Origin of the sequence: Glycomyces rhizosphaerae, assembly GCF_042647865.1 — a bacterium.
GTDB lineage: Bacteria > Actinomycetota > Actinomycetes > Mycobacteriales > Micromonosporaceae > Glycomyces > Glycomyces rhizosphaerae.
Window position 1 is genome coordinate 13,242 of the sequence record NZ_JBHRWO010000006.1, and the last position, 14,011, is coordinate 27,252.

Consider the following 14,011-nt stretch of genomic DNA (forward strand, 5'->3'; position numbering starts at 1 on the left):
GCGAACGTCGCCAAGAGCAGGCGCTCAGGCTCGAGGATTTTTCATCTCGAGACAAGCTTGAAGGCCCGACGCGCACGCCGGGCCTTTCAAGCTTCTGTTGTCACAAATTCGAGGGAGTGGGCTAAATCAAGGGATTGCGCGGTGCTAGCCGACGACCTGGGTCGCCAAGGTGCGCAGTGCACCCGAGCGGCGCTTCAGCTCCCGGCGCTCGATCTCGCTCATGCCACCCCACACGCCCGCGTCCTGACCGGACTCGAGCGCCCACCGCAGGCACTCCTCGGTCACCGGGCAGCGCCGGCAGACGTTCTTCGCCTGCTCGATCTGCGTCAGTGCCGGTCCGGTGTCCCCGATCGGGAAGAACAGCTCGGGGTCCTCGTCACGGCAGATGGCCTCGTGGCGCCAATCCATCAAAACATCTCCTTGCTAAGCATCAAGCATCTTGCTTTCACGGTGTTATGAACAGCTCTTGCGGTTCGGGCGTCGGCCCTCTGCGGGCCGCGGTGGCGTTCAGGTCGCGCATTGCGTGAGTGTCGCGCCGCGTCCGTCACGGAGAACAGTTGTGACGGTCGCACCTTCGCGGGCGGCACTGGTGAGCGCTCGGCACGGAACCCGTTCCCTGCAAAGGGAATCGTTGTCACCGCGAGTTCGGAGCACTCTCGCATCGCATCAGCGTCATTGCTGAACGCCTGGGCATCGGGGAGCACACCCGCCTACGGCGTCGGTCGCCCAAGTGGCGACTGAATAGGTCCGCACCTCACCCGATCTCTCTTGTGAATACTTTCACAAGCTCGGGATTTGTCAAGGGTTCGACTCCGGAAATCAGCCCGAAGTGAGTGAACTCACCGCGCTGCCACCTCGAAGAAGACTCGCGGAACACGTTCCACGTTACCGCCGGGATCCCTACCGCGGATCCTCATGGCGGCCTCCGCCACACTCGCCCGAACAGAAAAGACCGGGGTCGGTGACAGCGAGTCGAACCGGTTTGACACACTGGTACTCAAAGTTGGCTTGCTTACCACGGTCGGAAGTTCGCCAGGGCTTGACAAATTCATGGCTCGCAAGCTTCGCCAAGTTGCAGAGTACCCACCGAATGCCCGGTTATACGCACCGAAAATACGATATTCGGTTGTAAGTCGCATGCCGTCCCGGTAGGGATGGCGAAATCAACCTTGCCTGCTCACCGGCGAGTTGTCAACACCCGCCTTGAGGTTTTCCCAAGTTGTTAGCAGGCCACCCGCAACGCCTCCGGCACCGAGCTGAGTTCGATATCGGTTCGCTCTCCGAGATAGTCCCCGTCGAGCTGGAAGGCTTGCGGCAGCGACGCGCGCAACCGGATCCTGGAGAGATCGTGATGCGTCACCGCGTGTTTGCCGTCGGGCCCGTCTCGTCCCACCAGCAGTGAAGCGGCGGTCTTCGCGGCGTCCGACAGGCCAAGTTTACGCAGAATCAGGACATCAAGTCCAGCATTAAAGGATGCCCGCGCGTTGAGATTCACCGGAAGGGTACCGAGATAGGTCCACGGTGCGCAGTTCTGCACCACGACCATCCCTTCGGAGAGGTCCACCTCACCCGAGGAGAGTTCCACCTCAATCGTGTCGCCTTCCACGCCATGCTCATTCAACTCGGCCATCACAGCGCGGGCGTAATGCGCGCCGAGGTTGCGCTTCTTGCGGTACGACTCGACCTTCTTGATGATCGACGCGTCCCAGCCGAGTCCGGCGCAGAAGGTGAAGAGCCGGTCGACGTCGTCGCCTTGAGCGCGTCCCAGACTCACGGTGCGCACCCGCGATTCCTCGAGTGCGGCGACGATCGCCATCGACGCCCTGCGGCGGTCCCAAGGCAGCCCTAGGGCCCGCGCGAAGACGTTCGTGGAGCCGGCCGGGATCGGCGCGAACACCGGCGCCTCCGCCGCGGGGCGACCGCCCGCCAGCAGGCCGTTCACGACCTCGTTCACGGTGCCGTCCCCGCCGAGGCTCAAGACCACGTCGTAGCCCTCGTCGGCGCCGCGCATGGCGAGCTCCTCACCGTGACCGCGCCGCTGGCTCAGCTCCACGTCGAGGTCCAGCACACTGCCGAGCCGCTTCCTGACCCAGCGCGTGCGTCGGCGCGAGCCGGTGGAGGCCTTCGGGTTCACGATGAGCAGACCACGCTGTGGCGCCGCTTTCAGGTCGCGCATAGGCGCAGCGTAGCCCGGGATACGGTTGGCGTGTGAACGAAACCGATGCCGACATGGGCGCCGTCACCGAAAGTCCCGAACCCGGTGACCGTCCTTGGACCCTGACAGCCGCGGCGGGCCTGTTCTGGCTCCTCGCAACGGGACTCGCGGCCGCAGGAGTGTGGGGACTGGCACAGATCGTGATGGGCGAGGTCGAGAGCGCGAGCGGCGCGATCGGCGTCGCGCTCGTCGCGTTCCTCGGGGCCCTCTACTACTGGTTCATCGGACGCCGGCTGCTGCGGATGCAGGACATCATCGCGCAGGCGGTTTTCCAAGGGCTCCTTTGGCTCCCGGTCGGGTACTACCTCCGGGAGGCGGCGCATCCGGTCATCGGCATCGCTGCTTGGGCGCTGGCGGCGGCGATCCTGGGGCTGGTCCTCAGCGGGCCGACGCGGCGAGCGGTCGGGTTCGGTGAGCGGCGGCCTTTCGGCGGAGCCGAATTAGCCAGTTCAGTGGGCGGAGCCGAATTAGCCAGTTCAGTGGGCGGAGCCGAATTAGCCAGTTCAGTGGCGGATCCGAATCAGCCAGTTCAGTGCCGGAGCCGAATAGCCAGTTCAGTAGCGATTGACCGGGCTTGAACCCGCGTCCTTCTAACCGCGACCAGGTGTTCTGCCAACGAAAAGGCTTACGCCTCAGCGGCGCGCTTCGCGATGAGGTCGATGAGTTCCGGTGCCGTGCCGAGCGGTTCGCCGACGTGGACGATGCCGGCCTCGCGGGCGGACGCGACCGCCGTGTCGCACAGCAGACCCGGTGCGATGAAGTAGCAAACCGCCGCGATGCGCTGGGCCCCTTGGGCTTTCAGTGCTTCGACGGTCTCCCCCGCTTTCGGGCCGGGACCCGAGGCGAAACCCGGTCCGGCCGGAACGCCGAGCAGGCGGCCGGCTTCGGCGGCCACGGCCGCCACATGCTCGCGGCCCTCATCGACGCGTGTGCCCGCGGCGCAGACCACCAGACCGTCGATGCCGTAAGGCAGGTCGCGGACGAGCGCCTTCGCGAGCGTCAGGTCTCCCACCGGGCGGGCCACCGCGACCGCGAGGCCCGGGCGGGACTCCTCTGCGCGCTTGGCGACCTCGGGCAGGTCGGTCCGGGAGTGGTAGGCGTCGGTCAGCAGCAGCGGCAAGGCCACTGCGGCGCCGACGCCGGTGTCGGCGAGGCCCCTCAGGACCTCGACCGGGTGCGGCTCATTGAATTCCAGGAAGCCCACGTCCGCTCCGGCCGCCCGCGCGATGACGCGGACGGCCTCCGGGGAGCGCGGGTCGGGGCTGCCGTGGGCGACCAGCACGATCGGCCGCAGCGGCCCCGAGAACGGCGCTTCGGGATCCGAGAACGCCGACACGCTGGAATCCGACGCCGCGAAGGCCGCGTCGGGTTCCAGCGTGGTTTCGTCAGACATGCAGTCCGCATTCGGTCTTGTCGAACGCGGCCCAGCGGCCGGCGCGCGGGTCCTCGCCCGGCTCGGTCCGCCGGGTGCACGGCCAGCAGCCGATCGAGCGGAAGCCGTCCTTGAGCAGCGGGTTGACCGGGATGTTGTAGCGCTCGATGTACGCCTCCTGGTCGGCCTCGGTCCACTTCGCGATCGGGGAGACCTTGACCTTGCGGCGGGACAGGTCGAAGTCGACGACGCGCGTGTTGGCGCGGCTCGGGCCCTCGTCGCGGCGCAGGCCGGTGGCCCAGCCGTCGTAGTCGGCCAGGGCCGCGTTGAGCGGCAGGACCTTGCGCAGCGAGCAGCATTCGTCAGGGGAGCGGGCGAACAGACGCGGCCCGAACTCGCCGTCCTGTTCCAGCACCGACTGGTCGGGCTGGATCGAGCGGACGTTGACGTTCATCGTGGCGGCCACGAAGTCGCGGACTTCGAGGGTCTCGGGGAAGTGCAGACCGGTGTCCAGGAAGACGACGTCGATCCCGGGGGCGACCTCGCTGGCGAGGTGGACCACGGCGGCGTCGGCCATCGAGGAGGTCACACAGAAGCGCTCGCCGAACTCGCCGACGGCCCATTCCAGGATCTGGTGGGCCGTGGCGTCCTCCAGGCGCTTCCCCGCTTCCATTGCGAGGTCACGGAGTTCGAAGGGGTCTCTCTGGTTCCCTGTGCTGCTCATGCTGCTTCACTCCGATCGGGGGTACTTCACTCGGGCGTCGAGCCCGTGGGCGGGGCCGCGAATGTCGCTGCGGCCGCCATCCCGTGGTATTTGACGGCGAACACGCGCGTGCAGTCCGCGCAATGCCAGCCGCCCCGGATCTCGACGTCGCTGTCGGGCTCCGGTTCGTACGGCGTGAGGTCTTCCTCGCCGCAGTAGGGGCAGTAGTAGGGAACGACGCGGGCACTCACTGCAATTCCGATTCCTCGGTGCGGTGGACCCACTGAGCGAAGGTCTCGCCGTCTGACCTGGCGGCCAGGTAGCGGCGGGTGAGCCGTTCCACATAGTCGCCCAGGTCGGCCGAGGCGACCTTGAGGCCGCGGGCCTTGCGGCCCAGGCTCGCCGCGGCGGCGTGGCCGCCGCCGAGGTGGACCTGGAAGCCCTCGACCTGTTCGCCCTGCTCGTCGGTGACGAGCTGGCCCTTGAGACCGATGTCACCGGTCTGGGTGCGGGCGCAGGCGTTGGGGCAGCCGTTGACGTGGATGGAGATCGGCGTGTCGAGTTCGGGGACGCGCTTCTCGAGCTCGGCGACGAGGTCGCGGGCGCGGTCCTTGGTGTCGACGATGGCGAGCTTGCAGAACTGGATGCCGGTGCAGGCCATGGTGCTTCGCCGCCAGTTGGACGGCTCGGCCTCGAGGCCGATGGCCCGCAGGTCCTCCACGGCCTCGCGCACCCGGTCCCCGGGAACGTCCAGGAGCAGGAGCTTCTGGAGCGGCGTGGCGCGGACGCGGTCGGAGCCGTACTTCTCGGCGATGTCCGCGAGCTGGTCGAGCACGGTGCCCGAGACGCGGCCGACGACGGGGGCGACGCCGATGTAGAACTTGCCGTCGTTCTGCTCGTGGACGCCGATGTGGTCGATGAGCTTCTCGGGGACCGGCGGCTGGTCCAGGTCGGGCAGCTTGCGGCCGAGGTACGCCTCGGACTCGAGGACTTCGCGGAACTTCTCGGCGCCCCAGTCCTTGACGAGGAACTTCAGGCGCGCGCGGGTGCGCAGGCGGCGGTAGCCCCAGTCGCGGAAGATCCGGACCACGTTGACCCAGACCTCGACGATGTCGTCCTGGGAGACCCAGACGCCCAAGCGAGGGGCGAACATCGGGTTCGTGGAGAGGCCGCCGCCGACGTACAGGTCGAAGCCGGGGCCGAACTCGGGGTGGTGCGCGCCGATGAGCGAGATGTCGTTCGTCTCGTACGGGCTGTCGGGCAGCCAGCCGATCGTCGACTTGAACTTGCGCGGCAGGTTCGAGAGGCTGCGGTCGCCGATGAAGCGGTCGTAGATCTCCTGGATCTGCGGGGTGGCGTCGATGACCTCATCGGTCGAGACGCCGGCCACGGGCGAGCCGAGGATGACGCGCGGGCAGTCGCCGCAGGCCTCCTGCGTGTCGAGGCCGACGGCCTCGAGGCGGCGCCAGATCTCCGGGACGTCCTCGACGCGGATCCAGTGGTACTGGACGTTCTCGCGGTCGGTGACGTCGGCGGTGTCGCGGCCGAACTCCTTGGAGATCCCCGCGATGGTGCGCAGCTGGGCCAGGTTGAGCTGGCCGCCGTCCATGCGCACGCGCATCATGAAGTACTTGTCGTCCAGCTCCTCCTCTTCGAGGATGCCGGTCTTGCCGCCGGCGATGCCGGGCTTGCGCTGGGTGTAGAGCCCCCACCAGCGGAAGCGTCCGCGCAGGTCGGCGGGGTCGATCGAATCGAAGCCGCGGTGGGCGTAGACGCCCTCGATGCGCTGCCGCACGTTGAGCGGGTTGTCGTCCTTCTTGGACTGCTCGTTCTTGTTGAGCGGCTCCCGGTGGCCCATGGCCCACTGGCCTTGGCCCTTCGGGCGGGACGGTTTGCGCGTTGGCGTTGGCACAGTTCTCCTCATGCGGACACAGGTGTGGCGTGGTTCGACGGCAGACTGCCGGAAGGATTAAGCGCACATAAGACAGGCGGCGCTGAACACACGGCAGAGGTCGACGTGGCGGCGTGCCACCAGTCGGAGCCCGTGTGCGAGAGACATGCCTGCAAGCATGCCACACATCTCAGACATCGGCATCCACCGTCCCGGTGCGTGGACGTCCCCCTCACACGCCGAATGAGGCGGCCGCGACACAGGGACGAGTGCCGGAGGAGCGGACGTTGGCGGGGAACATGTCGGTGGAGGCGGCGGGGGCGCGGCGGTCCTGGTCGTCGTTCATCCCGGACTTCAGCTCAGGTTGTTGGAGGGCGCTGTGCCATTTGCTTCGCACCTTCCGTTCCTTCGTCACTGCAGAGCGAAGTCGACGACGGCTTCGGTGCCGCCTTCGGGGCGCGGGCGCATGTCGATGGTGCCGCGGAGCTCGCCCGTGACCAGCGTGTGCACGATCTGGAGGCCGAGGCGCGTGGAGTCGGCGATGCGGAAGCCCTCAGGCAGGCCTTTGCCCTGGTCGGAGACGGTGACGCGGAGGTGGTCGCCGTCGCGGGCGACGTTGATGACGACCTCGCCGTCCTGGCCGGGCGGGTAGGCGTGCTCGACGGCGTTCTGGATGAGCTCGTTGACGACCATGACGAGCGGGGTCGCGTATTCGCTGGGCAGGACCCCGAAGGTGCCCTCGCGGCGGAGCGTCACCTTCGACTCGGCGACGGAGACCTCGACGGCCATGGAGGCGACGCGGTCGACGATCTGGTCGAAGCCGACCGACTCGTCGCCGGACTGCGAAAGGGTCTCGTGGACCAGCGCGATCGACGAGACGCGGCGCACGGACTCTTCGAGGGACTGGCGGGCCTGCGGGGAGCCGACGCGGCGGGCCTGGAGGCGCAGGAGCGCGGCCACGGTCTGGAGGTTGTTCTTGACGCGGTGGTGGATCTCGCGGATCGTCGCGTCCTTGGTGACGAGCTCGCGGTCGAGGCGGCGGACCTCGGTGATGTCGCGGACGAGCACGAGCGCGCCGGCGGCCTTGCCGCCGGGGCGCAGCGGCAGGGCGCGCATAAGCACGGTGGCGCCCTTGGCTTCGATCTCCTTGCGGCGCGGGGTGCCTCCGGCGAGGGCGTCGGCGATGCGGCGGGCCGCGTCGGCGCCGATGCCGGCGTTGGAGGGCAGGCTGCGGGTGAGCTCGGCGAGGTCGCGGTCGCGCAGGTGGCCGGTGACGCCCATGCGGCGGTAGGCGGAGAGCGCGTTCGGCGAGGCGTAGCGGACGAGGCCGTCGGAGCCGATGCGGACCAGGCCGTCGCCGATGCGCGGCGCGGTGGTCGGCTCGCCGGGCAGCAGCGGCGGCGGGAAGCCGCCGTCGGTGAGCATCTGGACGAGGTAGTCGGCGGTCTTGAGGTAGTTCAGTTCCAGGTGGGAGGGGCTGCGCGTGTCCGAGAGGTTGGTGTCGCGGGCGGCCACGGCGATGACTTCGCGGCGGTCGCGGCGGCGCACCGGGATGGCCTCATGGCGGGCGGCGACGTCGCCGCGCCAGACCGGGTCGCCCTCGCGGAAGATCCGGCCCTCGGTGAAGGCGACGTGCAGGTGCTGCGCGTCCTCGCCTTCGAGGATGCGGTTGACCTGGTCCTCCTCGTAAGCGGTCGGGCCCGTGGTGGGCCGGACCTGGGCGAGGCAGACGTACCGGCCGGGGTGGTCCTTGACGGCGCCCCAGAGCAGGAAGTCGGCGAACGAGAGGTCGGCGAGGAGCTGCCATTCGGCCACGAGCCGCTGCAGGTGGGCCGCGGAGTTCGAGGTGAGGTCGGTGTGCGCGCTGATGACGTCGCGGAGTGTGGACACCCGACCAATAGTAGCGGCGGTACGGGCCGCGGTCCTCGTCCTCAGAGGCGCACCGGCGCAGGTCGCTGAGCACGATCACAGTTACGCAAGCGTTCGCCGATACTGCAGCGAAAAGCCCCGCCGCGGAGGACGGGGCGCGCAATCCGGACGACTAAGGAAGCGTCATGTCGGGCTTGTCCAGTTCCTCGACGTTGACATCTTTAAAGGTCAGGACCCGTACGTGCTTGACGAAGCGGGCCGGGCGGTACATGTCCCAGACCCACGCGTCGCTCATCTCGACCTCGAAGTAGGTCTCGGCGTCGGCCCCCCGCACGTGGACTTCGACCGCGTTCGCCAGGTAGAACCGCCGCTCGGTCTCGACAACGTAGGTGAACTGCCGCACGATGTCCCGGTACTCCCGGTACAGCTGCAGCTCCATGTCGGTCTCGTACTTCTCGAGGTCCTCGGCGCTCAACGCTCCTCCTTCTCAACGACGGTTCCCACGATAGTGCGCGGGTGCCCCGCCTCGCTCGCGGCTCTCTCAGCGAACGCTTGCGGAGCCGTAATTCAGTGCCGCCCGCGCGGTCCCGATCGCACCCTGGACGGTCCCGCGAGACCCGGTCACACGTGGACGTCGGCGTCGATGTGCGCCGCGACGTTCGCATACGACTTGCGGTGCTCCCCACAGGGACCGAAGCGGCGGAGCGCCTCCTCGTGGACGGCGGTGCTATATCCCTTGTGGATGGCGAATCCATAATCCGGGTAGACCAGGTCGAGCTCGGTCATGATCCGGTCCCGCGTGACCTTGGCGACCACGCCGGCCGCCGCCACACACGCGGCCGTCCGGTCGCCCTTGACCACCCCGAGGCTGCCGGGCAGGCCCGGCACCGGGAATCCGTCGGTGAGCACGTATCCGGGCCGCTCGGGCAGGCGCGCCACCGCGACGCGCATGCCCTCGAGGTTGCACACGGCGATGCCGCGACGGTCGATCTCTCCGGGCCCGTAGACCACCACGCTGATCGCGGCCCGCGAGCGCTGCAACCGCTCGAAGACGCGTTCGCGGGCGGCCTCGGTGAGCAGCTTCGAATCGTTGAGCTCGGGAAGCCGCGCGCTCGGCGGCAGGCTCACCGCCGCGACGACCAGCGGCCCCGCGCAGGCGCCGCGCCCGGCCTCGTCCGTCCCGGCCACCGGGCCGAGGCCGCGCCGCAGGAGCGCGGCCTCCAGCGCGTACAGGTCGCTGTCGCGCCTGAGCCTGGAGGAATCGGGACGGAGCATACTTCTAGGATGGCGCGGGAACGTCGTCGTAGGTGACCGGGATCTTGAACCAGGTGAAGTCGTCGACGGGCCAGAACAGCACGAAGGCCTTCCCGATGACCGCGTCGACCGGGATCGTCGAGGACTCCACGTCACCGCCGGTGCGGATGTACCGCTCCCGCGAGTCGCCCGAGGCCGAGCGGTGGTCGCCCATGACCCACAGGCGCCCCTCGGGCACGGTGATGTCGAACGGGTCCTGCGAGGGCAGGTCCTGCTCGCCGGTCAGCGGGTTGGTGTACAGATAGGACTCTTCCTCCAGCGGCTCGCCGTTGACCGAGATCTGGCCTTCCTCGTCGGCGACGACGTGGTCGCCGCCCACGGCGATGACCCGCTTGATGAACTCGTCCTCCTCCATCACCGAGCGCCAGGACTCGGGGGCGGTGAAGACGATGATCTCGCCGCGTTCGGGCTCCGAGAAGTCGTAGACGAGCTTGTTGACGAGCACCCGGTCGTTGATCAGGAGGGTGTTCTCCATCGAGCCCGAGGGGATGTAATAGGTCTGCACGACCCAGGTCCTCACGACGATCGCCACGAGAATGGCGACGCCCAGGAGGATCGGCAGTTCCTTCCAGAACGACCCCTTCTTCTTGGGCTGCTGTTCTTCGGAGGTTTCCTCGGCGCTCTCACCGTCGGCGCCGGGCGCTTGCCCTTCTTCGATCACGGTGCGAGTCTACGCGCTCGCGCTCTGGCCTCATGGGTCAGCATCACCGTGCCGGGCAAGGAAGGCGGCTGCTGCCAGCGGGTGTTCCAGGCCACCGGGACACCGTCGCCGACCAGGCCGGAGGCGGACTGTTCGCCCTCCGGGGCGGTCGTTCCGGTGGTGCCGTCGAGGGCGTCGAAGGCATCAGGAATCTCGAGTTCCCGGGCGCGGTCGGTCGGCCAGACGAGGGCGATGGCGCGGCCGATGATGTTCTCCACGGGCACCGGGCCCGAGCACCGCGAGTCCGAGGAGTCGCCGCGGTGGTCCCCCATGACCCACACTTCGCCGTCGGGCACGGTGATCTCTTCGAAGCGCCGCGCGCCGCAGACGCCGGGCTCGATCTCGAGCGGCGAGTTCTCGAAGACGTACGCCTCCTCGTGGAGGGAGACGCCGTTGACGACGACGTTGCCGTCCGCGTCGCAGCAGGAGACGGTGTCGCCGCCGACGGCGATCACCCGTTTGATGAAGTCCTTCTCGTTGGGCTTCGCGAGGCCGATGAGGTCGAGGACGCCGGTGGTGAAGCTCGAGAACGCGCCTTCGTCGCCAGCGGCGGGCCGGTACTCGGGGTCCCAGGAGTCGGTGCCGCGGAAGACCACGACCTCGCCGCGCTGCGGCGTGCGCATCGTGTTGGTCAGCTTGAGGACGAGGACCTTGTCGCCCTCTTTAAGGGTCTCCTCCATCGAACCGGAGGGGATGTAGAAGGGCTGCACGGCGAACGTGCGCAGCAGCACGGCCGCGGAGAACGCGATGACGAGCAGCAGCGGCAGCTCGACCCACAGCGACAGGTACTGGCGCTTGTGCGGCTGCGAGAGGCGGCTCTCGGTTCCCTTGCCGCCCATGCGCTCACCGGTCGGGTGCTCGCCGGAGACCTCGTCATGGGAGCCGGTGGCGTGCTCGACGGCGGCGCTCACGCGTTCGCGTTCGGCGGCCACGCGGTCATGGGCCGCGGTGGGGCCTTCGGGCCGGCGGAAACTGCGGGTCGCGTCGAGGTCGTCGCGGAGCCGGTGGGTCTGGTCGGTGCCGCCGGCGACGGGACCGCGCGGCAGGCCCGCACCGGGGCGCCGCGAGGCGTCGGGGGGCGGCGGCGGGGTGCCCGGTCCGCCTGGACCGGGGAGGCGGTCCCAGTCGATGCGGCGAGGGCCCTTCGCCCCGCCGGGGGTACCAGGACTCATGTGCTGAGGGTATCCGAAGTTCGCAGACAAGGAAAAACCCCGGGACAATGCCCGGGGTCCTCCAAAAGTCACTGTGCAGATTCATGGCTCGCAAGCTTCGCCAAGGGTGCGGCTTAGAGCTCGCGCTTCTCCTTGATCTTGGCGGCCTTGCCCTTGCGGTCGCGCAGGTAGTACAGCTTCGCGCGGCGGACCTTGCCTCGCATGGCGATCTCGATGGAGTCGACCATGGGGCCGTGCACCGGGAAGGTGCGCTCGACGCCGATGCCGTAGCTCAGCTTGCGGACCGTGAAGGTCTCGCCGATGCCCGCGCCGTGGCGGCGGATGACGACGCCCTGGAACACCTGGACACGGGACCGGGCGCCTTCCTGGACTCGGACGTGCACCTTGACGGTGTCACCGGGACGGAAGTCCGGCACGTCGGCGCGCATGGAGGCGGCGTTCAGCTCATCCAGAATGTTCATGGTTTACAACCCTCGTCGATAAATAAAGCTCAGAAGTTCGAGCCGAGAGAGGTACCGCTTGAACGAACGGCACGTCACGGGAACTCACCTACTCTGCCACACCCTGCTCGGGCACGGCGAACCCGGCCTCCTCGAGGAGGAGCCGGTCACGTTTGTCGAGGCTACCCCGATCGAGGCCCTCCAACAAGTCCGGGCGGGCCTGCGCGGTGCGCAGGAGTGCCTGGTCACGCCGCCAGCGAGCGACCTTGCCATGGTCCCCCGAGAGGAGGACGGGCGGCACCTCGTGGCCGCGCCATTCGGCCGGGCGCGTGTAGGCGGGGGCCTCCAGGAGACCGTCGTTGTGCGACTCGTCGTCGAGCGACGCGGCGTTGCCGAGGACGCCGGGCACGAGCCGGGTCACGGCCTCGATGATCGCGAGGACCGCGACCTCCCCGCCGAAGAGCACGTAGTCGCCGATGGAGACCTCGGTGACCTCCATCCGCTCGGCGGCGTAGTCGACCACGCGCTGGTCGATGCCCTCGTAACGGCCGCAGGCGAACATGAGCCACGGCTCGGCCGCCAGCTCGTGCGCCATCGCCTGCGTGAAGGGACGCCCCGCGGGGCTGGTCACGAGCAGGCGCGGCTTGACGTCGGTGGGGATGAGTTCGTCGAAGCACTCGCCCCAGGGCTGCGGCTTCATGACCATCCCGGCTCCGCCGCCGGCGGGCGAGTCGTCCACGGAGTGGTGGACGTCGTGGGTCCAGCGGCGCAGATCGTGCACGTTGAGGTCGAGCATCCCGCGCTCGCGGGCGCGGCCGATGAGCGAGAGGTCAAGCGGCTGAAGGTATTCGGGGAACACCGTGACCACGTCGATGCGCATTACAGCTCCAGCAGGCCCGGCGGCAGGTCGACGCTGATCGTCCCGGCCTCGACGTCCACTTCGACGACCATGTCGGCGACGAACGGGATGAGCGCCGGGGTCTGGCCCTTGCGCTTGACGACGAGCGTCTCGTAGGCGGCGCCGTGGTCGACGCGGGCGACCGTGCCGATCTCGCCCGCTTCGCGGTCGACGACCGTGAGGCCGATGAGCAGCGTGTCGTGCACCTCGTCCTCTTCGGCGACGAGTTCCTCTTCGTCGATCTCGACGCTGAGGACGACCCCGCGCAGCAGTTCGGACGCATTGCGATCCGAGTGGCCCTCGAAGCCGATCATGGGCCGGCCCTGGTGCCAGCGCACCGTGACGGCCTTGAGCGGCGCGCCCTTGAGCTGGCCGCCCTTGGTCCGGTACTCCGTGCCGGGCTGGAAGCGCGTTTCGGGATCGTCGGTGCGGACCTCGACGACGACCTCGCCGCGCAGCCCGTGCGGGCGCACGATCCGGCCGACCACTAGCTCTGGCATTGCAACCTTCTTCTCAGAACAACGGAACGGCCCCGAGGTCACACCTCGGGGCCGTTCCGAATGACTCAGTAGGAATCGACGACTTCGACACGAATGCCTTTGCCGCCGATCGAGCCGATGACCTGGCGCAGCGCGTTCACGGTGCGGCCGCCACGGCCGATCACCGTGCCGAGGTCGTCCGGGTTGACCCGGACCTCGAGCCGCTTACCGCGGCGGGAGTCGACCAGACGGACACGAACATCGTCAGGATTGTCGACGATGCCTTTGACAAGGTGTTCAAGCGCCGGTCGCAGCACGATTACTCCCCTTTGGTCTCAGAGGCCTCGTCGGCGGTGGCCTCGACCTCTTCAGTCTTAGCCGATTCGTCGGCCTTGGCGGCGGACTTCTTCGACTTCGGCGCGGCCTTGGCGGCCTCCTCCGAGACGTAGGCCTTCGAGGGGTCGATACCCGACTCCTTGAGGGCGGCCACGTACAGGGATTCCTTCTCGGGCTTCGGCTCGGCGACCTTCAGCGGGGCCGGCGCGGGCAGGCCCTTGAACTGCTGCCAGTCGCCGGTCTTGCGAAGGATGGCCTTGACGGTCTCGGACGGCTGGGCGCCCACCGAGAGCCAGTGCTGGATGCGGTCGGACTTGACCTCGATCCGGGACGGGTTCTCCTTCGGGTGGTAGATCCCGACGTTCTCAATGACCTTGCCGTCGCGCTTGACGCGCGAGTCGGCGATGACGATTCGGTACTGGGGAGTACGGATCTTCCCCATTCGCGTGAGGCGAATCTTAACTGCCACGTTTTGTTACTCCTGTAGTAAGGATCACGTTAGTGCGCGCACCGCCCAGGGGAATTACTCCAGATGGTGTTCGCACTGAAACTTGGCCTTGCGTCACGGTAGTTGAGAGGGCTTCCGTCCCAAAGCTCATGTACAGCGACCGAGTCTAGCGCA

Annotated in this window: 18 protein-coding genes; 1 reads left to right on the top strand and 17 read right to left on the bottom strand. The window is 68.2% G+C overall.

From position 1 onward, the window contains the following. Window positions 1-144: 144 nt before the first annotated feature. Both ACFO8M_RS05615 and ACFO8M_RS05620 read right to left on the bottom strand, forming a co-directional pair. On the bottom strand, window positions 145-408 hold the full coding sequence (locus ACFO8M_RS05615) for a WhiB family transcriptional regulator (protein ID WP_205326283.1): 264 nt from the start codon (window positions 406-408) through the stop codon (window positions 145-147). 814 nt (window positions 409-1,222) lie between these two features. Next, entirely contained in the window at window positions 1,223-2,176 is a 954-nt protein-coding gene (locus tag ACFO8M_RS05620; RefSeq protein WP_387971736.1) for a diacylglycerol/lipid kinase family protein, read from the bottom strand. A gap of 32 nt (window positions 2,177-2,208) precedes the next feature. On the opposite strand from ACFO8M_RS05620, the gene ACFO8M_RS05625 reads away from it, so the two are divergent. Beyond that, window positions 2,209-2,793 carry a hypothetical protein gene (locus ACFO8M_RS05625; RefSeq protein ID WP_387971738.1) on the top strand — a complete coding sequence of 195 codons (585 nt, stop codon included), beginning with the start codon at window positions 2,209-2,211 and terminating at the stop codon, window positions 2,791-2,793. A gap of 47 nt (window positions 2,794-2,840) precedes the next feature. Here the strand turns inward: ACFO8M_RS05625 and ACFO8M_RS05630 are convergent, their stop codons facing one another. The 15 genes from ACFO8M_RS05630 to rpsP form a co-directional block, all read right to left on the bottom strand. Then, entirely contained in the window at window positions 2,841-3,608 is a 768-nt protein-coding gene (locus tag ACFO8M_RS05630) for a sirohydrochlorin chelatase (RefSeq protein ID WP_387971740.1), read from the bottom strand. Continuing rightward, window positions 3,601-4,311, bottom strand: coding sequence for a phosphoadenylyl-sulfate reductase (locus ACFO8M_RS05635; RefSeq protein WP_387971743.1), 711 nt, complete (start codon window positions 4,309-4,311; stop codon window positions 3,601-3,603). Before ACFO8M_RS05635 ends, ACFO8M_RS05630 begins: the two co-directional genes overlap by 8 nt. A gap of 26 nt (window positions 4,312-4,337) precedes the next feature. Next, a complete protein-coding gene (locus ACFO8M_RS05640; RefSeq protein ID WP_387971746.1) occupies window positions 4,338-4,541 on the bottom strand; it encodes a hypothetical protein in 204 nt (67 codons plus the stop codon). Next, window positions 4,538-6,214, bottom strand: a complete 1,677-nt coding sequence (locus tag ACFO8M_RS05645) for a nitrite/sulfite reductase (RefSeq protein ID WP_387971747.1) — start codon at window positions 6,212-6,214, stop codon at window positions 4,538-4,540. The genes ACFO8M_RS05640 and ACFO8M_RS05645 overlap by 4 nt, the downstream gene beginning before the upstream one ends. 199 nt (window positions 6,215-6,413) lie before the next feature. Further along, window positions 6,414-6,578, bottom strand: coding sequence for a hypothetical protein (locus ACFO8M_RS05650; RefSeq protein WP_387971750.1), 165 nt, complete (start codon window positions 6,576-6,578; stop codon window positions 6,414-6,416). Between the two features lie 14 nt (window positions 6,579-6,592). Further along, window positions 6,593-8,071 carry a sensor histidine kinase gene (locus tag ACFO8M_RS05655; RefSeq protein WP_387971752.1) on the bottom strand — a complete coding sequence of 493 codons (1,479 nt, stop codon included), beginning with the start codon at window positions 8,069-8,071 and terminating at the stop codon, window positions 6,593-6,595. 151 nt (window positions 8,072-8,222) lie between these two features. Further along, window positions 8,223-8,525, bottom strand: coding sequence for a DUF2469 domain-containing protein (locus ACFO8M_RS05660; RefSeq protein ID WP_091040324.1), 303 nt, complete (start codon window positions 8,523-8,525; stop codon window positions 8,223-8,225). 146 nt (window positions 8,526-8,671) lie between these two features. Continuing rightward, complete coding sequence (locus ACFO8M_RS05665) at window positions 8,672-9,325, bottom strand: ribonuclease HII (protein ID WP_387971755.1); 654 nt, start codon at window positions 9,323-9,325, stop codon at window positions 8,672-8,674. A 4-nt stretch (window positions 9,326-9,329) separates the two neighbouring features. Then, window positions 9,330-10,025 carry a signal peptidase I gene (lepB, locus tag ACFO8M_RS05670; protein WP_387971758.1) on the bottom strand — a complete coding sequence of 232 codons (696 nt, stop codon included), beginning with the start codon at window positions 10,023-10,025 and terminating at the stop codon, window positions 9,330-9,332. Continuing rightward, window positions 10,022-11,236 (bottom strand): signal peptidase I, encoded by a 1,215-nt coding sequence (lepB, locus tag ACFO8M_RS05675; RefSeq protein ID WP_387971761.1) that lies wholly within the window; start codon window positions 11,234-11,236, stop codon window positions 10,022-10,024. Before lepB (ACFO8M_RS05675) ends, lepB (ACFO8M_RS05670) begins: the two co-directional genes overlap by 4 nt. Before the next feature lie 113 nt (window positions 11,237-11,349). Next, on the bottom strand, window positions 11,350-11,697 hold the full coding sequence (gene rplS / locus ACFO8M_RS05680; RefSeq protein ID WP_387971763.1) for a 50S ribosomal protein L19: 348 nt from the start codon (window positions 11,695-11,697) through the stop codon (window positions 11,350-11,352). A gap of 88 nt (window positions 11,698-11,785) precedes the next feature. After that, window positions 11,786-12,556 (bottom strand): tRNA (guanosine(37)-N1)-methyltransferase TrmD, encoded by a 771-nt coding sequence (gene trmD, locus ACFO8M_RS05685; protein ID WP_387971765.1) that lies wholly within the window; start codon window positions 12,554-12,556, stop codon window positions 11,786-11,788. Then, the gene (gene rimM / locus ACFO8M_RS05690) at window positions 12,556-13,074 is read right to left on the bottom strand and encodes a ribosome maturation factor RimM (protein ID WP_387971768.1); all 519 of its coding nucleotides are present in this window, start codon (window positions 13,072-13,074) and stop codon (window positions 12,556-12,558) included. Before rimM ends, trmD begins: the two co-directional genes overlap by 1 nt. 65 nt (window positions 13,075-13,139) lie before the next feature. Continuing rightward, a complete protein-coding gene (locus ACFO8M_RS05695) occupies window positions 13,140-13,373 on the bottom strand; it encodes an RNA-binding protein (protein ID WP_344469432.1) in 234 nt (77 codons plus the stop codon). Beyond that, entirely contained in the window at window positions 13,373-13,858 is a 486-nt protein-coding gene (rpsP, locus tag ACFO8M_RS05700) for a 30S ribosomal protein S16 (protein WP_387971771.1), read from the bottom strand. The genes ACFO8M_RS05695 and rpsP overlap by 1 nt, the downstream gene beginning before the upstream one ends. Between the last annotated feature and the right edge of the window lie 153 nt (window positions 13,859-14,011).

Coding starts and splice junctions, on each gene's coding strand:
- ACFO8M_RS05615 (WP_205326283.1), bottom strand. CDS start 408: ATGGATTGGCGCCACGAGGCCATCTGCCGTGACGAGGACCCCGAGCTG.
- ACFO8M_RS05620 (WP_387971736.1), bottom strand. CDS start 2,176: ATGCGCGACCTGAAAGCGGCGCCACAGCGTGGTCTGCTCATCGTGAAC.
- ACFO8M_RS05630 (WP_387971740.1), bottom strand. CDS start 3,608: ATGTCTGACGAAACCACGCTGGAACCCGACGCGGCCTTCGCGGCGTCG.
- ACFO8M_RS05635 (WP_387971743.1), bottom strand. CDS start 4,311: ATGAGCAGCACAGGGAACCAGAGAGACCCCTTCGAACTCCGTGACCTC.
- ACFO8M_RS05645 (WP_387971747.1), bottom strand. CDS start 6,214: ATGAGGAGAACTGTGCCAACGCCAACGCGCAAACCGTCCCGCCCGAAG.
- ACFO8M_RS05665 (WP_387971755.1), bottom strand. CDS start 9,325: ATGCTCCGTCCCGATTCCTCCAGGCTCAGGCGCGACAGCGACCTGTAC.
- lepB (WP_387971761.1), bottom strand. CDS start 11,236: ATGAGTCCTGGTACCCCCGGCGGGGCGAAGGGCCCTCGCCGCATCGAC.
- rplS (WP_387971763.1), bottom strand. CDS start 11,697: ATGAACATTCTGGATGAGCTGAACGCCGCCTCCATGCGCGCCGACGTG.
- trmD (WP_387971765.1), bottom strand. CDS start 12,556: ATGCGCATCGACGTGGTCACGGTGTTCCCCGAATACCTTCAGCCGCTT.
- rimM (WP_387971768.1), bottom strand. CDS start 13,074: ATGCCAGAGCTAGTGGTCGGCCGGATCGTGCGCCCGCACGGGCTGCGC.